Consider the following 22575-nt stretch of genomic DNA (forward strand, 5'->3'; position numbering starts at 1 on the left):
ACTATTAATATAAATTAGAATTAAGATATAAATATTTCTCACTGCTTATTATTATTAAGATAATCTATGGCACATTGAGCCATAACAGCCGAAGCCTTTGTAAGTATGTCTTCATCAATATTAAATCGAGGATTGTGAAGAGGATTTGTCAATCCCTTTGAAGGATTATAAGTACCTATAACAAAGAATGATGCCGGAACCTTAAGCTGAAAATACGAAAAATCTTCTCCTCCCATAGTTGGACTGACCATTCTGACTACATTTTCACTTCCTAATATTACTTTACCTGCTTCTTCAATATAACTGTTAATTTCATCATTATTTACAACCGGTGGGTAATGTGGGTCATAAATAAATTCATAAGTTGCATCATTTGCTTCGCATACACCCTTAATAATATTTTCTACCATCTTAGGAACCTTTTCTCTTAACTCATATGTCAGTGTCCTTATAGTTCCTTCCATTTGTACTTTTTCAGGAATTATGTTGTGCGTAGTTCCCCCCTCTATCCTGGAAATTGTAACAACCGCAGATTCAACAGGACTGATTCTCCTGCTTACTATAGTCTGCAGTGCCATTTGAACCTGGCATGCTGTTGTGATAGGATCTATGCAGCTGTCAGGCACTCCGCCGTGTCCACCTTTACCATAAATATTAATCAGTATACGGTCAGGTGATGCCATCATTGAGCCATACTTGACTCCTATCTTACCTGATTCTAAAGAAGTCCACACATGCGCTCCTATTGCAGCGTCAACATGAGGGTTTTCCAAAGCGCCGTCTTCTATCATCCGTTCTGCCCCGCCGTCATTTTCTTCATCAGGCTGGAATAAAAATTTTACATTTCCGTGAAGTTCATCTTTATACTGCGACAATATCATTGCTGCTCCAAGCAGCCATGCAGTGTGAGAGTCATGTCCACAGGCGTGCATCAGGCCCGGATTTTGAGACTTGTATTCAACATCGTTAAGTTCTTCCATTGCAAGGCAATCCATATCTGCTCTCATGAGTATTGTTTTTCCTGGATATTTGCCTGTTAATGTACCTATTACTCCTGTTTCTGCCACATTTGTTCTAACTTCAAGTCCTAATTCCCTCAACTTATTTGCCACAAGTTCTGATGTTCTCTTTTCCTGTCGTCCAATTTCCGGATGAGCGTGTATATCCCTCCTAATCCTTATGAGTTCATCCTTAATTGCTTCTGCACTCTTAAGTATGTCTTCCTTTTGCAAAAAACCACCTCCATTCCCAAATTTCACTAAATTGATAGAAGTATAGCATATTAAATAGACACAATCAATAAATAATTTAAATTTTATACATTTTTTTCTTATGAAAACAATCCTCTTATCAGTAATTATATATAATAAAAAACCGATATATGATTTATTTTTATTCCATTTAAGTTTTCCGGCATTAAAATTTGTTTTTAATTTTATATATCTTATGTTTACAAATCACAAAATATGAACATCACATTTTTCTTTAAATTACCGTGGTTTGTCCCAATGATACATAGATTTTATGACCCCTTGATTTTGTCAGTTATTCTAAGTTTATCCATGGTATACGCCATTGAAAACCCTTAATAAAATTATATTAATTTTGCATATATTCTAATAAATAAGTCTTTATAATACGGACATATGTACAAAAACAGAGCGGCATAAAAATACCGTTCTGTTTTTATATTTTCATATATAATTGTTGCTCTGAAATCCTGCTTATTCTGCTATCTGATTTGTCCGTTTCCGTAAATTATATACTTTGAAGTTGTAAGTTCCTTAAGGCCCATGGGACCTCTGGCATGCATTTTTTGAGTGCTTATTCCTATTTCTGCTCCAAATCCAAATTCAAATCCGTCAGTGAACCTTGTTGACGCATTGACGTAGACGCAAGCAGCATCCACCTGGTTTAAAAATCTCTGTGAATTTGTGTAGCTTTCAGTCACGATTGTCTCAGAATGTCCCGTTCCGTACTTGTTGATGTGTTTGATTGCTTCATCTATGCTTTCAACTACCTTGACTGAAATAATGAGGTCGAGAAATTCTGTCCCATAATCTTCCACTGTTGCTGGAATTACATCGCTGCATATTTTCACTGTTTCTTCACAGCCTCTTACCTGAACATTTTTTTCCTTCAGTCTTTTAACTGCTTCAGCCATGAATTTGTCCTTGATATTTTTATGTACAAGGAGACTTTCACATGCGTTGCAAACGGAAGTTCTTGATGTCTTTGCATTTATGAGGATGCTGTACGCCATTTCAATGTCTGCAAACTCATCTACATACACGTGGCAGTTTCCTGTTCCTGTCTCTATGACAGGAACCGTAGCATTTGCGAGAGTTGTCTTAATCAGTCCTGCTCCGCCCCTTGGTATGAGCACATCAAGATAATCATTGAGTTTCATGAACTGTGAGGCTGTTTCCCTTGAAGTGTCTTCTACAAGCTCTATGGCGCCTTCATGTATTCCTGCCTGTGCAAGAGACATTTTCATGATTTTCACCAGTTCCTTGTTTGAATTGATGGCATCACTTGATCCTCTTAACATGACTGCATTTGATGACTTAAGACATAGAGAGGCAGCATCCACAGTAACATTAGGTCTTGATTCATAAATTATCCCTATTACACCTAAAGGAACTCTCTTTTGTCCTATGAGAAGACCATTTGGTCTTTTTTTCATGGACATTACTTCACCAACAGGATCTTCTAGTTCAGCAATCTGCCTTACACCTTCAGCAATTGATGCTATTCTTTCCTCATTGAGCATGAGCCTGTCAACCATCTGAGAACCCATTCCCTTGTCCATGTAATTTTTGATATCCAGTTCGTTTTTTTCAATTATTTCAGCCGAATGGAGCACGAGGTTTTCTGCTATTTTTTTCAATGCATCATTTTTCAGCTGAGTTGAGATGTTCATGAGCTCGTAAGAAGCTTCTTTTGCATTTTTTCCCTTTGCTTTAAGTTCTGACATTTACTTACTCTCCTTCTTTAGAAATAATGTTCCCACAGCCTTTCCGTCAAGCACATCATATATAAGTTCAGGACTTTTGCCGTTTACTATTGCCATATCAATGCCGCTTGCAACTGCTATCTTTGCTGCAGCGATCTTTGTTGCCATGCCGCCTGTTCCTACCAAACTTTGCGAACCCCCTGCGACGCTTTCAATTTCTTCAGTAATTTCCCTTACAACAGGGATTAATTTTGCATCAGGATTGTTTTGAGGATTGCTGTCATACAACCCATCAATGTCACTTAATATAATGAGCAAATCAGCACACACAATCTTTGCCGTAACAGCCGACAATGTGTCATTGTCACCGTATACAAGTTCTTCTATTGCAACGCTGTCATTTTCATTTACAATGGGAATAACATTGTATGTGAACAATGTTTCAAACGTATTTGTTACATTCTCCTTAAGCAGTGGATTCTCAGTTATATCCCTTGTCAAAAGAAGCTGAGAAACTGTCTGGTTGTATTGTGAAAAAACCTTGTCGTAGGCAAACATGAGTTCACATTGTCCCACAGAGGCTGCTGCCTGTTTTTCCTTTGTTGTCTTTGGTCTTTCCTTTAAGCCCAGTTTTGATACTCCGGCTGCCACTGCTGCAGATGTTACAAGAACCACATCTGTGCCTTCATTCTTAATATCACTCAGCACCATTGCAATCTTGTCCATCATTCTGAGATTTAACTTGCCCGTGTCATGAGTGAGTGTTGAACTTCCCACTTTCACAACTATTCTTTTGTGTCTTTTATCTGAAATGTTATTGATTTTCATTGTCTTCCTCGTCTTATATAATCTTATGTTACATTTTAACAACTTTCCTGAGAATTGCAATGTTTTTTTAAAACAGCCCCAAAGCCTCCATTACTTTACGACAATTTAATTGCATTTTTTGGACTTAGAGTCAAAAACAAGCGCTGTTTTTTGACGTTAAGCAATCATTTTTATGCTATTATGCACTATATTTTTTACGCACAAAACTTCAAGTGTTACCCTTAAGTTTTGTGCATTATTTAACATTAAAAATCTTCCCTTGACTTTATCAATTGAATTTTACCATATCCTTCTTTAAGCACATACTTTAAAAAAGCTGAATAGATAATAATATCTTGGATATATATGATATTTATGATATAATTCAAATACCAATACTTTGTAAACTAAGTCAGCATTGACTACGTTAAAATTGCATTATTGGGAAATCGTTTAAGGGGGAACTATGGATTACAGAGAATTGCTTTTTAAATTGCAAGGCTTTTTACAAAAGCAAAAAGAAAAGGGATTTGAAAATCCCGAATTTAAAGAAAAAAAACCAAGACGCAAATTCCATGGTAAGACTTTTTTGGTCTTGCCGCTGGTAATTGTTGCTGTATATGCAATACTGTCATGCCAGTACACTGTTGAAGAAACAGAACAAGCTGTTGTTACAACTCTAGGTAAGGTGACAAGCGTCGAAAGTGCAGGGCTGCACTTTAAGCTGCCATATCCCATACAGGGAGTAACAAAGGTTGAAGTAAACAGAACTCAAAAGTTACAGATTGGTTACAAAAGCGGCAGCGAGAATCAAGGCTACTCAGATAATACTTCGGTACCAGACGAAGCAAAAATGATTACCGGAGATTTCAACATTGTAAACATCGACTTCTTCATTGAATGGAAAATTTCTGATCCGGTTAAGTTTTTGTACAATTCTGACGAACCTTCACAAATTTTGAAGATGATTTCACAGTCATCAGCAAGAAGCATAATAGGTTCCAAGAATGTAGACGGTGTTCTTACTACTGAAAAATCAATAATACAGGCAGAAATCAAAGAAAAGATAGTGAACAAGCTTGGAAATTATGATTTGGGAGTACAGGTGCTGGACGTAAAAATCCAGGACAGCCAGCCTCCGACATCAGAAGTTATAGCTGCATTCAAGGACGTTGAAACAGCAAAACAGGAAAAGGAAACTAGAATCAACGAAGCCCTGGCATATAAAAACAAGACACTGCCTGCAGCAGAAAGCCGTGCCGACAAACTCATCCGTGATGCAGAAGCGTACAAGGAATCCAGAATCAACGCAGCAAGAGGCGATGTTGCAAAATTCAACGCCATGTACACCGAGTATGCCAAAAATAAAAGTATAACCAAGACAAGAATGTATCTGGAAACAATCGAAGAAATATTGCCGGGAGTTACAGTCTATGTTGATTCCACTGAAGGCGGAGTTGAAAAAATGCTTCCATTGAAAAGCTTCACCACAGATACTGAAACTACAACAGGAGGTGCAAACTAATGCAGGAAACTAACGAACCTAAAAAGAAAAGCAGCCTCGGCGCCATCCTCAAATTGCTCATATTAATCATATTATTTGTTGCAGTTACAAACACTGCATACATTGTCCGTGAAAATGAATATGCATATGTTACAAGATTTTCAAAATTTGTAAAAATACAGGATACAGCAGGAATTCACTTCAAGGTTCCAATGCTTGACAAGGTTGAAACAATTCCGCAGTACAGAATGATGTACGACATACCACCTTCAGAAGTTCTCACCGGAGACAAGAAGACATTGGTTGTTGACAATTTTGCAGTGTGGAGAATTGATGACCCTCCTAAATTCATGAAAACAGTAAGCAGAATCTCTGAAATGGAAAACCGTATTGATGCAGTTGTTTACAGTGCAGTTAAAAATACACTGGGAACAATGAATCAAGCTGATATTATAAATTCAGATAAAGGAAGCATCGATTACGTCAATGTTAAAATCACGGAAATAGTAAATGCACAACTTAAAAATTACGGAGTTTCAACAATTGCCGTTGAAATTAAAAGGCTTGACCTTCCTTCAGACAATGAATCTGCAGTATACAACAGAATGGTTTCTGAAAGAACACAAATGGCCGAAAGCTACAGGGCAGATGGAAATCTGGAAGCCAGCAAAGTTGTCAATGAAACAGACAAAGAAGTTGGAATACTTCTGTCAAAGGCAGAAGCAACAGCAGAAGAGCTCAAGGGACAAGGCGAAGGTGAATACATGAAAATCATAGCAGATGCATACTCAACAGAAGACAGAGCAAGCTATTATGAATTCATACGCAGTCTTGAAGCTTTGAAAGCCACCATGAAAGGTGACAAAACAATATTCCTTCCGGCAGACAGCTACATCGTAAGAGTTCTGAACGGTTCACTGGAATAAGTAACTAATCATTAAATAAAGGCGGCAATTTATGACTATCCATAAACTGCCGCTTTTAAATTTCATACTTATGTCTTGAATTAAGTGTTTAAAAACAGAACCTTGAAAATTATATATATTCCAAGGTTCTGCCTACTTATTTTAACATTTTAAACTACTATTACTTAACAAAATCAGGAACATTTCCTGTCACTGAAACTTCACCTGCAATGTATCCATGAACCATGGCATCCGGAATAGCATTAGAGCCAAGTCTGTTTGTTCCGTGTACACCTCCGGTAACTTCTCCTGCAGCATAAAGACCAGGTATTACCTTGCCCCATATATCCTGTACTTCTGTTCTTTCAGTTATTGTAAGTCCTCCCATTGTATGGTGAACTGAAGGCCACTGAGGAATTGCATAGTATGGACCTTTATCTGTTTTCAGCATTACACCTTTGTCTATAACTTTTCCAAAGTCAGGGTCCTTGCCTGCATCAATATATCCGTTGTGAGTATCAATAGTAGCTTTTAAAGTTTCGCCGCTCATGTTGATTGATTTTTCCTTGTATTGATGAGCATTTATTATTTCAGCAAGTTCTTCCAAAGTATCTGCTTTGAATATACGTTCAGCTTCCATGCCGCTTTGAAGCTGTGATTCTGTAATGAATCCCGCCTTGTCAACTATATCCTGTCCGAATATTGAGAATGTTGGGAATCCGCCGCTTTCCTGCGCTGCTCTTGAGCATACGTCACGTCTTTCACCTTCATTTACATATCTCTTTCCATTTACATCAACATAAACAATTCCTGAACTTGGACCACTGAAAGGAATTACAGCATATGCATCCAAAACTCCGTTGTTTGGATTAGCAAATGGATAAAGTTGAATGTAAGACATTTGTGTAGTGTTTGCTCCAACTTCCTGTGCCATTATTATACCTTCGCCTGTTGCTCCTACATGGTTTGTAGTAGGCAGATCAGCAGTGAGGGCAGGCACGTGTTTTGAACGCATTTCAACGTTTCCACTGAATCCTCCTGTTGTAAGGATAACACCTTTTTCTGCCTTAACATTTTTAACGCCGTCTTTTGTTTCAATTTTTATACCTATTACTCTTTGTTCACCTGTTGTCTCTCTGTATATCTGAGTCATCTTGGTGTTCAGCATAACTTCAGTTGAAGTTTTTTCAAGCATTTTCTTTTGAACAGCAACAATGTCTGCTCCTATGCCGTTAATTGTAGTATATGTACGATAACCGTAGTGTCCGCCTGGTCTGGTAATGGATTCACGCACTTGAAGTCCGTTATCTAGCAGCATGTTAAGCATTACAGGTGAACCATAAACAAAGTTTTTAACCAACTTCACATCACCCATATAGTCTCCGCCCTTAATGGTATCCTCAATATGTTTTTCTGCTGTATCTGGTTGAAGACCTAGCTTAGTGTAAAGTTCGTCTGCTATCTTACTTGTATAAGAAGCATAAACGCCGCCGTTTATTTGTGAGTTTCCGCCTAATACCGGCATTTTATCTATAAGAAGTGTGCTTGCACCTTGAGTGGATGCATTGTAAGCAGCTGATAATCCTGCAAATCCTCCGCCTATAACAACTACGTCATAAGTCATATCCCATGTAGACGGTAAATCCTTTGTTCCCATAGGTGGTCTTGCATCATCTGCTGTCTCTGCTGCAGCTTCTGCAATATCAAATTCAGCAACAACTCCGCCTGCCATTTCAATTGCTTTAGTAGCTGCTTCAATTATGGCGCTGCTTGTTCTGGTAGCTCCGGTAACAACATCAATACCAATGCTTTGCTTTTCTACAATTTTTGCCGGTATTTCTTTTAATGCAGCATCAGAAACTCCCTGAGTTTCACTTTGTGATACAACCTCAACTGCTTCAATAGCCTTTTCGCTTAATGTTACTTTCACTTTCATCGGATGCATACCAGTAACATCAACAACATACTCTCCTGCTTTCATAGGAGTGATGTTCACTTCCTGTTTTGGTTCCTCTTTTTGCTCTGGTGTCGTGGTATCGGTTGTTTTTGGTGCGCAAGCTGCCATGGAAAACATCATGCACAAAACAAGAATTAATGATACAACCTTTAATGCCTTTTTCATTTACCCTTCCTCCAATTTATTTTATTGTTGAATTCTATTGAAGCCTTCCGAACCAATGCACAATATAAATGTATAAACTACGTTCAAAGACATCAGAATCTTCAATAAATTCTTATATAGTAATGGCCTATATTTCACTTAGCCAAAACTGCCACATATGTACACTTGCAATATCGACTAAATATTAACACTTATAGGTATTATTGTCAATCGTTTAACAATAAAAAATAATAATATATTTTTATTATTTATGCACTTTATCATTCATTTTTCTAAAATAAAACGCTCTATAATAGGACATTCTTCACCGAACTGACTCATATTTATGCGTTGACTTCATTGTTATGTTAGGTTGTTCAATAAATTTAAATAAAATATAAACTCAAGTTCGACAATATTCGATATTTTTTTAACTATTATATGTATTATGTTAATTTATTAAAATGGTATATTTGCTTTCAAATAAGTATGAGTTGTTCATTATCTAAATAAAAAGAGACCGAAGCATAAATCAATCTCAGCTACGGTCCTTTTATTAATTTTAATTACATTAAATTACTTCACAAAGAAAACTCGGTTGTCATTTCTTGCCGGAGGTGCAGGCAGTTCACAGTCAGGATATCCCAGAGTGAGTGCACCAACTCCTATGAAGTCTCCTTCAACTCCCCATTCCTTTAGAAGAGCTAATCCTTCTTCACTTTCAAACATCTGTTTTTCCCTGTGTACCCAGCATGCTCCCAGTCCCAGTGAATATGCTGCATTGTACATGTTTCCCAGAGCAAGGCTTCCGTCTTCAACTGGTGTTCGTTTATTTTTGTCAGCCAGCACAAGCACGATTGTAGGAGCACCATAGTATGTATCTATATCTTTTCCGAAAAATTCGGCATTCATCTTTGTAAGTTTTTTAATCACATCTTTGTTCTGAACAACAATGAATACAGCAGACTGTTGATTGGCTCCGCTTGGTGCATATAATCCTGCTTCTAAAACAGCATTCAGTTCTCCATCAGTTATTTGTTCCTGTTTGTACTTTCTTATAGTTCTTCTTTTAATCATTGAGTTAATAGTTTCATTCATAATTTTACCTCATAGTTTTTTTATATTTTTAATCATTATTAATCTTTTATACCAAGCTCCGCGTCCCATACAATTCCAAGTCCTGCAGCACCTAACTCGCGTTATACAATAGGGAAGTCTCACTTCAACGGAAATCTAAGTATTCTCATGCCCAGAACAGCAAAACTGTCCGGACACGAAATGAATGCATCTGCATAATTACGAAGAATCAGCCATCCCAAAGTGCTTGGTACCCCACAGGCAACCCCTTCTCTTTGAATTATCACTACAATATAACATGATTAAGATTTACTGTAGCAAGCATGCTAATTATTACTAAATACTCCGTCCTACTATTTAATTATATACAAATGCGTACAAAAAGCTATCCCTCAATAAAAAAATGCCAAGACAAGTTAGTCTAAAGCATTTTTTTATTGCTAATATTTACTTAGCTGCATTTTGTCCGGCAATTCTTCCAAACACTGTTATGTCTGCAAGAGCATTGCTCCCTAATCTGTTTGTTCCTTGTATTCCTCCGGTTACTTCACCTGCTGCGTAAAGTCCTTCAATTACATTTCCTTCAGTATTCAACACCTGTGCTTTTGAATTGATTTCTATTCCTCCCATAGTGTGGTGAACAGCCGGTGCAGCTTTGCATATATAGAACGGCCCAACTTCCACAGTAGAAGGCAGGCTTCTTTTATTAAATTCAGGATCTTTTCCGTCAGCCACATAGCCGTTATATCTGTCAACGGTAGACTGCAATTCTTCTGCATCTATTCCGAAGAAATCTGCTGCTTCTTTAATTGTGTCAGCCTTTACAAGAAGGTTATTTTTATAGAGATACTCAAGTTCCGGTCCATGATTTTCCTGAAGCTTGCTGGCTTCAAATCCTTTTTGATCAAGCAGTTCATAGCACACATGACCAGTTTGAGCCTTGATTGCCATTGACATCACATCACGTCTGCCCAACTCTTCAACAAACCTCTTGCCTTCCTTATTTACTATAATAGTATGACCGTACAATCTTGCATCATCATAGTAAAGTAGTGTTCCGGTCAAAGGGTCGCAGATTGGATAGGTCTGAATATATTCCATTCCTAAAAGTGAAGCACCAATTTCTTCAGCCATTACAATTCCATCGCCTGTACTTCCCACAGAATTAGTAGAAAGAATAGTTTTATCTATTTCAGGATTATATTTTACTCTCATTTCAATATTAGATCCAAACCCTCCTGAAGCAATTATTACAGCCTTATTTGTGGTAAATGTATAATTTGCATCTTTTCCTTCAGCTTCAACTCCGATTACCTTGCCTCCATTGTCTGTAATCAAAGAAACAGCCTTTGTATTTAAAAGTATTGGAATATTCAATTCCTTTGCCTTAGCTAATTGTTTTGTGATTATTTCTTTTCCGCTTGCTCCTGACGGAATCAAGCTTCTTTTAACAGAATGGCCTCCAAAGAACATTAATTCTTCTTCCCATACAACTCCTACTTCATCTCTTAGCCACTCAGCCCCTGCAAGAGCATTTTCTGCCATGGTCCTTACCAGTTCTTCCTTAGCCTTATAGTCTCCGCCTTTTAGTGTATCCTGCACATGTTGTTCAACACTATCCTCTATACCTTCTTTCTTTTGAAGCCAGTTGTTTGCAGCTGCATATTCAGCACCTGAAATTAAAGTATTTCCTCCAGCAAGAGGCATTTTTTCAAGAACTATTACATCTGCTCCAGCATTTTTGGCTTCTATGGCTGCAGTAAGTCCGGCTCCTCCTGCACCTATAATAACTATATCATGAGTTTCTTCAATTTGTTTTTCATCGCTTGCATCCGAAGATACATCAATTTTTTTAAGCATGTCAGGAGTTGCTCCTGCTGCAGCAAGCGCAGCATTCACTGCCTCAAGAAATCCCTTTGAAGTCAGCGTGCAGCCTGAAACTCCGTCTACATCAACACTGTTCTTTAATATGATGCTTTCAGTCAAAGTATCCATTGCAGAATTGAACCCAGGTGTTTCATTGTTGCTAAGTACCTTAATATCAGTTATTGTGTCATCAACTATAGTTGTTTCAATTTTTATTTCTCCGCCTTTGCCGTATCCTATTCCTTCATACACACCGTCTTTTATGGATGATCCTTTTGCATCTGCCTGTTCACTCTTGCTGCAGCCAGCAAGGGTCGCAACCATCATAACTGTCAATAAAAATGCTAAAATCCTTTTCAATTTTTACTCCTCCGTTTTGTTAAATATTTATTTATTTGTGTTATTAGTTTAACATCTTGAATTCATAAAGTATTTACACTAATATGCTTATTTTTACACTTTAATTCACATGTTGAAATATCCGGACAATACTGTATAATGATATATAGTCCAATATTAATAGAAATACAAGGTGAATTATTATGTCATTACGTTTAAAAATTATCATATCATTTGTGCTATGTATTGCTTTTGCTATTTCTCCTATCCTAATAATTTTGGAAACAACCGTTAAAACTTCAAATATGGAACAGGCAGAATATCAGACTTTACAGCTTATCAATTCAAAATCAAATGAAATAGGTTCCTGGCTTAACCAGCGAATAAGCGAAATCAGAATAATTCACGAGCATGCTTCTACTAAGAATCTTGATCTTGTTACCTTAAAGCCTTATTTGACAAATTTAAATAAAGTCCTGAGCAATCAATATGGAAATTTCAATGAGACTTTCGCAATAGGAGCTGTTGATGGATATGGATGGGTAAATGATAATATTACTATAGACATATCAGGGCGTGATTATTTTGAAAAGGTAATGTCATCCCCCAAAGAATACATAATTTCAAAACCTATAATTTCAAAGTCAGACAGTACCCCAGCTTTTATAATATGTTATCCTATTGTTAACGATAATGGCGATAAAGTTGGATTCATTAACGGCGCAGTAAACTTGGATAAAATTTCCGAAATAGCTGCCGGCATTGATGTTTATGATGGATTTTCGTGGATAATGAATGAAGATATGGATATATACTCTATATCAAAAGAGGAACTTACAAGCAAGTATATTGAATCAGAAGGATTATCTGAAATAATAAGGAGTTCGATGGCAGCAAATTTCGGAACAGTTGCCTTAAAAGATAAATCCGGCAATGATTCAACCGTATTTTACTCTTCAATTCCTTACACGGAAGATTTAATGCTCTGCACCATGATTAAAAATACAAACATTTTTGCCCAGACCAACGATATTATAAACATGATATTTAAGGTTGGAATAGTTTTGTTGTTGTCTGCAGTTCTATTTGCAATTATGGTATCTGGAACAATTGTAAAACCCCTGCAAAAATTAAAAATTCAAATGGTTGAAGTATCTAGCGGAAACCTTGATTCATTTTTCAATTACAGCGGCAGCGATGAAATATCTGTCTTAGGAACAGTATTCAACCAAATGTTGATGGATATCAAAAAATTAATTAAACAGGTTTATGATGTACAAGCCCAAAAAAGAAATGCTGAACTTAGGGTGTTGCAGTCCCAAATAAATCCTCACTTTTTATATAATACTCTTGACACCATACAGTGGAAAGCTTTAGATTACAACGCCTATGATGTTGCAGACATGATTAATTCACTTTCAAATTTTTTCAGATTGTCACTAAGCTGCGGAAAAGAATTCGTTACAATTTATGATGAAACTGAGCATGTGCGCAATTACCTGGAAATACAGAAGATGCGCTACAAGGACAAAGTCAATTACAATATTAATTTAACAAAACAAATTTCGCAAAACCTAATACCTAAAATGATAATTCAACCGCTTGTAGAAAATTCTATCTACCATGGGCTAAAGCTTAAAAAACAAAAAGGAACTATCAATATTGACATACTTCAAGATAATGATCAGGTAAAAATTGAGGTGGAAGATAGCGGGTTGGGAATAAATATTGAGAAACTTATGGAAATCAGAATCAACCTTTTGAATTCCATTGAATCAGAACATTACGGGCTTTATAACATCAATGAACGCTTAAAGCTCACATTCGGAGACAAATATAGCATCACTATTGATAGTAAATATGGAATCGGAACAAAAGTATCAATTAAAATACCAAAGATAAGTGAGGGATTTCAGTGTTCAGAGCTGTAATAGCAGATGATGAGGAAACAATTCGCAATGGATTAAAAAAATTAATAGAATCTTATGACCTAAATTTGTCAGTCGTAGGAACAGCACAAGATGGAGAAGAAGCACTTCAATTAATAAAAGATTACCAGCCCGAACTGATTATTATAGATATAAACATGCCATTCATGAACGGGCTTGAAGTAATAGAGAAATCAAGAATAATAGATACAAACGCTAAGATAATCATTATTTCTGGATATGATCAGTTTGAGTATGCACAAAAGGCGCTGGAACATGGTGTTTTCAGCTATCTGCTCAAACCGATACAATACCGCAATTTTAAAAATATCATTATTAAAGCTTTAGATTCATACAGAGAAAGAATGTGGGAACTAAATAAACTGGCTGAAAGCAATACAATTGAATTAAGCAGCAAGTGTATCGGCAATCAGGCAATTGTTTATATTAAAGAAAATTATTCTAAAAATGACCTTACTTTGAATCTTATTGCTGAACAGCTGCACACAAGCCAATCAAACCTGACAAGGATAATTAAGCACAAAACTGGAGAAAACTTTACAGATTATCTGAATAAACTCCGTATTGACATGGCTATTAAATTATTGCTTGACAAGGACAAAGACTTCACTATAAATGACATAGCCAATATTGTAGGATACAGCAGCCAACATTATTTCAGCAGGGCATTTAAAAATTATATGGGCGTTTCACCAATTCAATACAAAAATAAGAACAATAAATGTTACCATAAAAAATCCCCTCTATGGTAATTGGTATAACCCTAATCCTTCTATCAAAAGGGATTATATAATAATACATCTGATTCTAAATTTAATAATATTATAGATAATTAATGATTAATAATTTGAGGTTTCCTTATAATTGGACAGAGATGTGCATTGAGCAGGAGATACGGCAATGTTTGATTCTATGAGTGAGCCTTATATTTGTTATCATCGGGAGGACACGAGGTCCTCCCCTACAACAAGCTGATCCCTATAATATAGTAGGTCGCATGTTTTTTGTATACTTGAAGAATATTCTTAGTTTCGAAGCTCAAAAATAAATATTCTCTGCGCTTCCCTTGCTGACTTGAAAAATTTTGTAATATTAAACATTAACCTGTAGTAGCTGTTCAGGAACTTCACCCTGTAATCGTCATTGAGATACTTTGTATCGATGTGAGTGATACCTGAAGCATATTTTTCAATTTCGTGAGGACCGTCTGAGCCCCACTGAATTTTAGCTTCCGTCTTACCCAGAGAAGGCTGGTATTTTGAATATTTGACTGTTGTTTTTGAAAACGCGTCAAAAATAATTTCAGCATTTGTAAATTTGTTTTTAAGTTGGATGAGAAGTTCTTCAACTTCATCTTCGTTTAAGTACATCAAAAGACCTTCAGCAATGACAAGGACAGGTTCATCTTCATAATCAATCTTATCAATCCAGCTGTAATCAGTTACGGATGAGCCAATCATCCTGTAGTTGATTGTTTCCTTGTAAAACTGTTTCTTGATCTTGATAACTTCCGGAAAATCAAGGTCATACCATCTCTTTGCTTTTCTTTTAACCCTCAATACTCTTGAGTCCAGGCCGCAGCCCAAATGCAAGACAATGCATCCGGGATTTTCGTCTATGAATCCTTTTGTAAAATCGTCAATAATTGCTGCCCTGAGGCTCATAAACACCTGAATTTTTTTCGCAACCTTAAGCTTTTTGAAATCATAATCTATGCTGTCGATGATTTCTTCTGCCTTTTTGTCGGAGATAATTTTTTTCTCCTTGCTCATGCGAGCCTTGCCGTACAAAGGTATGAAAAGAGTTTCGCTTCCATTGCTTAAACTAATCATTATAACATCTCCTGTTACACAATTTTTATAATTGTTTATTTGATCGTGCAATATTTAACAATAACTCTTGTATTGTTGCTCCTATTTTCTATTATATACTTATTTTCAGATATAGCCATACCTTATTCACAGCATTGTGTTACATTTATTTAACAAAAGCATTATTATAAGCTTACACTCAGACTATCACAAACCCAGACACTTTCATACTGAACGATAGTGAAGGATCTCATGCTTATTAAAAACATGAGATTCTGCAGTTTCGCACACAAATTTATTTATTCGCTATCGCTCATATAAATTTGGTACTCATTGCGAATGACCTACCGCTATTTTTCAGAAAAAAACCTGAAAAATAGGGTTAGGTCATCTTTCGAGCTATGCCCTCAGAATGACAACGTCAAAAATTACTTTGTCATCAACATAAGTTTAAGCGCATGTTTATTAGAGCTTTGTGAAAATTATGTCCGGAACCATTTCTTCAAAACGAACAGCAACAGATTTTACCGCTCCGTTTTCTGTCTGAAAACTTACAGGCAATGAAATTGTATATATGTCTTCCAGCACGTCATCTGCCCGGAACACATCCTTGTGATAATGCTTTAAACATATATTCATATCACGGTATAACATGTAAATATTATCATTTTCATAAATGATTTTAACATTGCCATAACCGTCATCATGATATGTACCCTCATAATTTTTCAAAGGAAGTGTTGGCTGAGTACCAGGGATTTGTTCTTCTGTGAAATAATTCAGTTCGCAGTCGTGATAATCTTCTTCTTTTGGCAGTTCTTCACCATGGAACTTCTCTGTCCAGTTTTCAGGCTCTTCTCCCAGTATTTCATCAAGAATTGTATACAGCGAGCTGTACATAAACGGCACAGTTGGCGAATGAAGATTTGTAAGAATTACCACACCTGCTTTATCATCAGGAAGAAATGATTGTATGGAGCTGAAGCCTTCTATTTTTCCTGTATGCTTAAAAAACGCATGACCTTTGTAATACCCTCTTCTCCATCCCATTGAATAATCGCTGCACTCATAAAATCCTTCTCCACATCCAATGGAATCTTCCATGGAGGACAAGACAGTGTGCATCTCTTTAAATGTCCCGGATTTAATCAAGACAGTGCCGTCTTCTTTTTTTCCTCCGGCAATGTGCATCATGAGCCATCTTGCCATGTCATTGGCAGTGGAATTAACTGAAGCAGCAGGGCCTGCCAGATCCACATTCCACAAATCAACAGCACAGCTTTTCATGTTTCTCACACGGTATGGCAAAGAATAATCCAAATCCTTTTTCATCTCTTCAACTGAGCAATTTGTGCGTTCCATGCCCAGAGGGCTGAAAATATATTCCTTCATCAAATCATCCCACGTCTCTCCTGTTGCACATTCGGCAACATAGCCTGCCAATGCATACATTACGTTGCTGTAAATGGCTTCTTTTCTATAGTCTGAGCATGGATTTATGTATCTCATCCTTCCTGCCAGGTCATCCCTGTCTGTGTCTCCGGGCCACAAGGCATCATGAGTTCCAAAACCTGTCATGTGAGAAAGTATGTCTCTCAGCGTCATGTTCCTTGCTGCAGGATCCTTCATCACAAGATTAGGTGCATAAGTTGTCACCGGCTCATCATAATTTAATACACCTTTGTCCACAAGAATTGAAATAAGTGCAGATGTCATGGACTTAGAACAGGATGCTATTCCAAACATTGTATCAGCCGTTACAGGCAGATTTTCTTCTGCATTTCTAAATCCCAATCCAATTGACTGCATCAATTTCCCATCTTTAATCACTGCAATTGAAACTCCGGGTATCTTCCAATAATTCATTTCACTTTCAATGGTCTTGATTGTTTTTTCAGATAAATTTCCCATAATTCCTCCCTCAATTATTATCAGCTTAATTAAAGCAATTTTCATGCCATGTTTAGAAAATTCATGCCCTTTTCTGTTATTCTGTTGCCTGATCTTCCCTTTCTTATTTCAATGAATCCATTCTGGCTCAGCGATTCCAATATCACCCTTGTCCTGGCATCACTTATTCTGATTCCTCTTTCCTTCAAATAATATATTATGCCTGTCCTGCCTATTCCATGAAAATCGTCCGTGTTTTTACTGATGATTTTCAATATTTCAATTTCATCTGCTTTGGATTCCTTTGGAGCAATTTTTGTCTCACTTTTTGTAATTCCCTTTGGAAACTCTTCCAGAGTCATGAAATAATTTGCTGCACTTTCAAGCTCCCTCACATTGCCCGGCCAACTGTATTCCATTATTGATGTTTTTTCTTCGTCAGTTACCTTTGAATAATTTGAACCCAGAAAATATTTAAGAAGCAAAAAAATATCTTCTTTTCGTTCCCTGAGAGGAGGAATTTTTATCGGAATAACGTTGAGCCTGTAAAATAAATCGCTCCTGAAGTTGCCCTTGTGCACTTCTTCCTCCAGATTTTTGTTTGTAGCAACTATTATTCTTACATCAATGTTGATAACACGGTCACTTCCTATTCGCATTATCTGTTTTTCCTGAATAACTCTCAAAAGCTGACTTTGTACGTTGGGAGAAATGTCTCCGATTTCATCCAGGAACAATGTTCCCGTGTTTGCCTGTTCAAACAATCCTATTTTTCCGTTTTTGCTTGCACCGGTAAACGAACCGCCTTCATAACCAAACAGCTGACTTTCCAGAAGAGACTCTGGCAGCGAAGCACAGTTGATTGCAACAAATGGCATCTCCTTTCTGTCTGAAAAATTATGGATGGACTGCGCCATGAGTTCCTTGCCTGTTCCGCTTTCTCCTTGTATGAGTATGGTGAAATTTGTGAGGGCTGCCTTTTTTGAAAGGCTTATGCAGTGCATCATGGCATTTGATTTGTGTATAATTTTTTCAAATGAGTATTTTGCAAAAAGACCTTTCTTCACCAGGTTATTCTTCAGATTGATTTCCAGATCCCTTATGTCTTTTTCATGCCTGAATATGAAATTGTATCCTATGGCATGGTCCATAAGCATTACAGGAGATTTTTCAACAGCATAATTTTCTTCATTAATCTTTATAAGCTTGCTTTTAAAATCTGCACAGCATATGAGATTACAAATTTCCCCCTCAACAAAATTATCTATGCTCTTGTCTGTATAGTCGTCATATACATTGAAAATACGGTTGAGTTTTTCATTGGAATAAACCAGGTTGTAGCTGCTGTCCGTCAGCAATATTCCTTCATAGGAATTAAATATCATTTTGTCAAGCATTTCACCCTTTAGATAACTGTTCAGGTAGTTGCTTTTAAAAACAGCGTTAGGCTCCACAATGTCGTTCATGTTCTTTATGATGTTGCGGTTCACAGACTTATGGCCCAGCCTCAGTTTCTGCATTATTCTGATTGTGGTGTCATATCCTATTTCCCTGTATCCAATGTTAATAACCTTTTCGATGTGAGGCGGAATCAGGTTCATCTCATCAGGAGTGATGGCAATTTTAATATCATTGTAAAAATTGTTCACATCCAGCCTTTTTTCATAGGGTATGAAATTGATGTTGCTTATGCCCAGTTCATAAAATGTGTTTGTGGTCTGAATGGTGCTTTCATATGAATCGTTCACAACAAGTATGTCTGTGTTGTCTGCAACTTTTCTTATTTCATTGACAAATTTTTTATTTATTCCCCTTGTCATTACAACAACCTTGTCAAAGTCAGTAATGTGTTTTTTCAAAATATAAATCATGTGTTCGTACAAAACCAGGTATATGTCACCTTCTATCATTTCATGTTCACCCAGTTCTGTTAAAAACACATTTTCAACCTGCACATAATTTTCAAAAATAGATTCCACACATCTTTTAAGGTATTCAATAACGTTCCAATTTTCTCTGTTATTATATATCATCAATATGGTCTTCATAGTACCTCCAAAACTTTTACCTTATTATAACACAAATAAGATATTAATAGGATTATTTTCTATTTTTATCCTATTATTTTGTTGTCACAAGGATAATTTGCTCCACAAAACCCAGTCATATTGTAGTGATATAATAGAATTATACTTGGCACAGTAATTGCTTGATTGTTATTTGAGTAACAAGCACTATTAAATCAATTATAAAGGAGAAGAGTATGAGTAAAAATGAAGCTACAAAGATGATGGAATCCACAAAATCCGAATTCAAACAAGAAATCGGCGTATTCGGCGGTGTGAGCATCATCGGTGGAATCATGATTGGTTCCGGAATTTTCTATTTAGGTTCTTATGTTTTGATGAGAACAGGCATGAGCATGGGTCTTGCCATATTGTGCTGGATCGTGGGAGGTATTGTATCACTGCTTGGAGGACTTTGTTTTGCAGAACTTGGTGCTTCAAGACCTGTTGCTGGAGGTATGGTTGTTTATTTGAATGAAGCTTACCACCCTATAGTTGGATTTTTGTTTGGTTTTGTAAGCTGGCTTATTAGTGGAGCAGGCTCCATTGCAGCAATTGCTGTTGCACTGCCTACAGCTCTTAGAAGTTTCTTTGACCTGAGCGACATGACAATCAAGTTAATAGCAGTTGCTCTGATTGCAGCACTTACAGTTTATAATTACATGGGGGTTAAAAAAGCATCCATACTTCAAAATGTTTCCATGGTTGCTAAACTTATTCCAATAGCAATCATCATGTTCGGAGCATTAATATTCGGAAAACAAACTCCTGATTTAAGTATGGTTCCTGCTGACGGCAGCGCTGTAAGCTTCACAAGCATATTAGGAATGATTGCCTTTGCAACTGTTGCAACATTGTGGGCATATGAAGGATGGACTAATTTAAACACAGTAGCTGAAGAAATGAAGAACCCTAAGAAAAACCTTCCACTTTCTTTAATAATTGCAATCGGCGGCATCCTTGTACTTTATACATTGTTCAACTACTCAATTTACAAAGTGTTGCCACATGATGAGATTGTTGCCATGATAAATGCAGACAACTATTATCTGGGAACGGAAGTTGCGAAGAGAATATTCGGCAACGTGGGCGGTACAATTGTTCTTGTAGGTATGATTATATCAATGTTTGGTTCATTGAACGGTATGATTCTTACATTCCCCAGAACTTATTATGCAATGGCAAAAGAAGGCCACTTCTTCAAAAGCTTTGGAAATTTACATCCTGAATACAAAGTTCCTTCAACTGCAATCATTGCACAATGCATAATTTCAGTTATACTGGTATTAAGCAGAAACCTTGACCAGCTTACAAGCATGGTTGTATTCACAGGAATGCTGTTCAACGTACTTGTTGTAGGCGCAGTACTTGTATACAGAAAAAAATATCCCGATCTTGAAAGACCTTATAAAATCTGGGGATATCCTGTTACTGTATTCATAACAATTTTAATATTCGCTGGTCTTATGATAAATACATTCATCGAAGACCCTGTAACAGCTCTTATTGGTTTCATAGTTCCAGCAATAGGCTGTGTTGTTTACTACTATTTTGACAGAAAGCTGAAAAAAGAAAGCATATAATCATAAAATTTCATAAAAGGCGTGTATGGAGGCAAATAATTGATAACTTTATTTAAAAACGGAAACATCCATACAGTAGATGCTTCAAATCCCAACGCAGAAGCATTTGTTGTACAGGATGACAAGTTTACATATGTGGGAACCCTGGATGGCGCAAGAAATTATTTAAATGAAAATGGACGTGCCCATGTGGAAATTGATATGGCAGGACGTCTGGTCTTGCCGGGACTCAACGATTCCCACATGCATTTTGTGCATTATGCCAAAAGTCTCAGGAGCATCAATCTCACAGGAACCAAAAGCATCCGCGAAGTAAGAGAACGCATTGCAGAAAGAATGAAGGATGAAAAGCTTAACGGCAGCACATGGGTTGAAGGCGAAGGCTGGAATCATGATTATTTCACTGATGAAAAAAGATTTCCAAATAAATTTGATCTGGATGACATAACAGGCGAAGTTCCTGTACTTGTAATGAGAGCATGCTTTCATATAGGAGTGCTGAATTCTGCAGGGCTTAAATTAATGGGAATAACAAAAGAAACTGCGCCTAAGTATGGAAAACTTGTGGAGCTTCTTCCTGACGGAGAACCAAACGGTGTAATCAAGGAAAGTTTGCTGGATAATGTGAAGTCCATGATTTCAACGCTGGATATGCAGATATTAAAAGAAGTGTTGGTTAAAGCTCAATACGAAGCATTTGCACAAGGTCTCACATCAGTGCAGAGCGATGACATAGGATATATGCCAAACAGCAATTACGACATGTTGTTCACTGCTTTGAAGGAATTGGACGAATCCGGGGATTTGAACATCCGTATAAGCGAACAGTGCTTGTTGATGGATAAGACTATCGCAGAAGACTTTTTCAACAAAAATTATCATTACGGCTACGGCAATGACAAGTACCGTGTTGCATGCTTAAAAATTTTAAGTGACGGTTCTTTGGGCGCCAGGACGGCAGCTCTTCGAAATCATTATAGTGACGATGAAAGTACAAAAGGAATTGAAATGTTCAGTCAGGAAGATTTGAATGAATTAGTTCTTCTTTCACACAAAAAAAATTGTCCTGTAGCAATTCACGCCATAGGAGACAGGGCAATAGAAATGGCTCTTGATTCCATAGAAAATGCAAAGAAACTAGATCCTTCCCACAACCCGCGTCACGGCATTGTTCACTGCCAGATAACAGATCATAATTTGCTTGATCGTTTCAAGGAGCTTGACGTACTTGCATTCATACAGCCAATATTCATTGATTATGACATGAACATAGTTGCTGACAGAGTGGGAAAAGAGCTGGCCAATACATCATATGCATGGAAGACAATGGTTGGCAAGGGAATTCACGCATCATTCGGCACAGACTGCCCTGTAGAATCATTTAACACAATGCCTAATATTTACACTGCAGTTGCAAGGAAAAACATTAACGGCCATGAGAAAAAGATTTATCTGCCAGAAGAAAGACTGTCCATGAATGAAGCAATAAAAGCATACACTATTGAAGGGGCATATGCTTCCGGGGAAGAAAACATAAAGGGTACAATAACATCAGGAAAGCTTGCAGATTTTATATTGCTCGACAGAGATTTGTTCAATTTAGAATCTGAAGAAGAAATTCTTGACACGCGTGTTGTTGAAACATATGTAGGGGGCAAAAAAGTTTACAGCTTATAAAAAGGGTGCCATGCAGAAATGCATGGTATCCGGTTTTTTGTTGG

16 protein-coding genes are annotated in these 22575 nt (G+C 36.9%); 6 read left to right on the top strand and 10 right to left on the bottom strand.

Going from position 1 to position 22575, the window contains the following annotated elements; genetic code table 11:
- Positions 1 to 38: 38 nt before the first annotated feature.
- The 3 genes from LY60_RS00960 to proB all read right to left on the bottom strand — a co-directional run bounded on the left by LY60_RS00960 (position 39) and on the right by proB (position 3784).
- Positions 39 to 1232, bottom strand: coding sequence for a M20 metallopeptidase family protein (locus LY60_RS00960; protein ID WP_145078727.1), 1194 nt, complete (start codon positions 1230 to 1232; stop codon positions 39 to 41).
- Positions 1233 to 1732: 500 nt separating this feature from the next.
- On the bottom strand, positions 1733 to 2977 hold the full coding sequence (locus LY60_RS18085; RefSeq protein WP_145078730.1) for a glutamate-5-semialdehyde dehydrogenase: 1245 nt from the start codon (positions 2975 to 2977) through the stop codon (positions 1733 to 1735).
- Positions 2978 to 3784 (bottom strand): glutamate 5-kinase, encoded by an 807-nt coding sequence (gene proB, locus LY60_RS18090; RefSeq protein WP_145078732.1) that lies wholly within the window; start codon positions 3782 to 3784, stop codon positions 2978 to 2980.
- 445 nt (positions 3785 to 4229) lie between these two features.
- On the opposite strand from proB, the gene hflK reads away from it, so the two are divergent.
- Both hflK and hflC read left to right on the top strand, forming a co-directional pair.
- Positions 4230 to 5288 (top strand): FtsH protease activity modulator HflK, encoded by a 1059-nt coding sequence (hflK, locus tag LY60_RS00975; protein WP_145078735.1) that lies wholly within the window; start codon positions 4230 to 4232, stop codon positions 5286 to 5288.
- Positions 5288 to 6193, top strand: a complete 906-nt coding sequence (gene hflC / locus LY60_RS00980) for a protease modulator HflC (RefSeq protein ID WP_145078738.1) — start codon at positions 5288 to 5290, stop codon at positions 6191 to 6193. Before hflK ends, hflC begins: the two co-directional genes overlap by 1 nt.
- 160 nt (positions 6194 to 6353) lie before the next feature.
- Here the strand turns inward: hflC and LY60_RS00985 are convergent, their stop codons facing one another.
- From LY60_RS00985 to LY60_RS00995, 4 genes are all read right to left on the bottom strand, one after another.
- Complete coding sequence (locus LY60_RS00985; RefSeq protein WP_246145333.1) at positions 6354 to 8294, bottom strand: flavocytochrome c; 1941 nt, start codon at positions 8292 to 8294, stop codon at positions 6354 to 6356.
- A 555-nt stretch (positions 8295 to 8849) separates the two neighbouring features.
- Positions 8850 to 9371, bottom strand: a complete 522-nt coding sequence (locus LY60_RS00990; RefSeq protein ID WP_145078741.1) for a nitroreductase family protein — start codon at positions 9369 to 9371, stop codon at positions 8850 to 8852.
- Between the two features lie 119 nt (positions 9372 to 9490).
- Complete coding sequence (locus LY60_RS17910) at positions 9491 to 9637, bottom strand: hypothetical protein (protein ID WP_170226061.1); 147 nt, start codon at positions 9635 to 9637, stop codon at positions 9491 to 9493.
- Positions 9638 to 9797: 160 nt separating this feature from the next.
- A complete protein-coding gene (locus tag LY60_RS00995; RefSeq protein ID WP_145079755.1) occupies positions 9798 to 11543 on the bottom strand; it encodes a flavocytochrome c in 1746 nt (581 codons plus the stop codon).
- A 215-nt stretch (positions 11544 to 11758) separates the two neighbouring features.
- Here LY60_RS00995 and LY60_RS01000 point away from each other — a divergent pair, with 215 nt between their 5' ends.
- Positions 11759 to 13486, top strand: a complete 1728-nt coding sequence (locus tag LY60_RS01000) for a sensor histidine kinase (protein ID WP_145078744.1) — start codon at positions 11759 to 11761, stop codon at positions 13484 to 13486.
- The gene (locus LY60_RS01005; protein ID WP_145078747.1) at positions 13471 to 14256 is read left to right on the top strand and encodes a response regulator transcription factor; all 786 of its coding nucleotides are present in this window, start codon (positions 13471 to 13473) and stop codon (positions 14254 to 14256) included. Before LY60_RS01000 ends, LY60_RS01005 begins: the two co-directional genes overlap by 16 nt.
- 273 nt (positions 14257 to 14529) lie before the next feature.
- Here the strand turns inward: LY60_RS01005 and LY60_RS01010 are convergent, their stop codons facing one another.
- The 3 genes from LY60_RS01010 to LY60_RS01020 form a co-directional block, all read right to left on the bottom strand.
- Positions 14530 to 15336, bottom strand: a complete 807-nt coding sequence (locus tag LY60_RS01010) for a class I SAM-dependent methyltransferase (RefSeq protein ID WP_145078750.1) — start codon at positions 15334 to 15336, stop codon at positions 14530 to 14532.
- 444 nt (positions 15337 to 15780) lie between these two features.
- On the bottom strand, positions 15781 to 17226 hold the full coding sequence (locus LY60_RS01015) for a serine hydrolase (RefSeq protein WP_170226062.1): 1446 nt from the start codon (positions 17224 to 17226) through the stop codon (positions 15781 to 15783).
- Positions 17227 to 17267: 41 nt separating this feature from the next.
- Entirely contained in the window at positions 17268 to 19253 is a 1986-nt protein-coding gene (locus LY60_RS01020; RefSeq protein ID WP_145078755.1) for a sigma 54-interacting transcriptional regulator, read from the bottom strand.
- A gap of 215 nt (positions 19254 to 19468) precedes the next feature.
- Here LY60_RS01020 and LY60_RS01025 point away from each other — a divergent pair, with 215 nt between their 5' ends.
- Together LY60_RS01025 and LY60_RS01030 are read left to right on the top strand one after the other, a co-directional pair.
- Positions 19469 to 20854, top strand: a complete 1386-nt coding sequence (locus LY60_RS01025) for an APC family permease (RefSeq protein ID WP_246145335.1) — start codon at positions 19469 to 19471, stop codon at positions 20852 to 20854.
- Between the two features lie 39 nt (positions 20855 to 20893).
- Complete coding sequence (locus LY60_RS01030) at positions 20894 to 22531, top strand: amidohydrolase (RefSeq protein ID WP_145078756.1); 1638 nt, start codon at positions 20894 to 20896, stop codon at positions 22529 to 22531.
- Positions 22532 to 22575 lie beyond the last annotated feature (44 nt).

It is taken from the genome of Sedimentibacter saalensis, assembly GCF_007830175.1.
GTDB classification, from domain to species: Bacteria; Bacillota; Clostridia; order Tissierellales; family Sedimentibacteraceae; genus Sedimentibacter; species Sedimentibacter saalensis.

What these genes read in the sequence shown, in the direction of transcription:
- LY60_RS00995 (WP_145079755.1), bottom strand. Translation starts at nt 11,543, where the DNA reads ATGATGGTTGCGACCCTTGCTGGCTGCAGCAAGAGTGAACAGGCAGAT.
- LY60_RS01015 (WP_170226062.1), bottom strand. Translation starts at nt 17,226, where the DNA reads ATGGGAAATTTATCTGAAAAAACAATCAAGACCATTGAAAGTGAAATG.
- hflC (WP_145078738.1), top strand. Translation starts at nt 5,288, where the DNA reads ATGCAGGAAACTAACGAACCTAAAAAGAAAAGCAGCCTCGGCGCCATC.
- LY60_RS00990 (WP_145078741.1), bottom strand. Translation starts at nt 9,371, where the DNA reads ATGAATGAAACTATTAACTCAATGATTAAAAGAAGAACTATAAGAAAG.
- LY60_RS18085 (WP_145078730.1), bottom strand. Translation starts at nt 2,977, where the DNA reads ATGTCAGAACTTAAAGCAAAGGGAAAAAATGCAAAAGAAGCTTCTTAC.
- LY60_RS00985 (WP_246145333.1), bottom strand. Translation starts at nt 8,294, where the DNA reads ATGAAAAAGGCATTAAAGGTTGTATCATTAATTCTTGTTTTGTGCATG.
- LY60_RS01025 (WP_246145335.1), top strand. Translation starts at nt 19,469, where the DNA reads ATGAGTAAAAATGAAGCTACAAAGATGATGGAATCCACAAAATCCGAA.
- proB (WP_145078732.1), bottom strand. Translation starts at nt 3,784, where the DNA reads ATGAAAATCAATAACATTTCAGATAAAAGACACAAAAGAATAGTTGTG.
- LY60_RS01010 (WP_145078750.1), bottom strand. Translation starts at nt 15,336, where the DNA reads ATGATTAGTTTAAGCAATGGAAGCGAAACTCTTTTCATACCTTTGTAC.
- LY60_RS01020 (WP_145078755.1), bottom strand. Translation starts at nt 19,253, where the DNA reads ATGAAGACCATATTGATGATATATAATAACAGAGAAAATTGGAACGTT.
- LY60_RS01000 (WP_145078744.1), top strand. Translation starts at nt 11,759, where the DNA reads ATGTCATTACGTTTAAAAATTATCATATCATTTGTGCTATGTATTGCT.
- hflK (WP_145078735.1), top strand. Translation starts at nt 4,230, where the DNA reads ATGGATTACAGAGAATTGCTTTTTAAATTGCAAGGCTTTTTACAAAAG.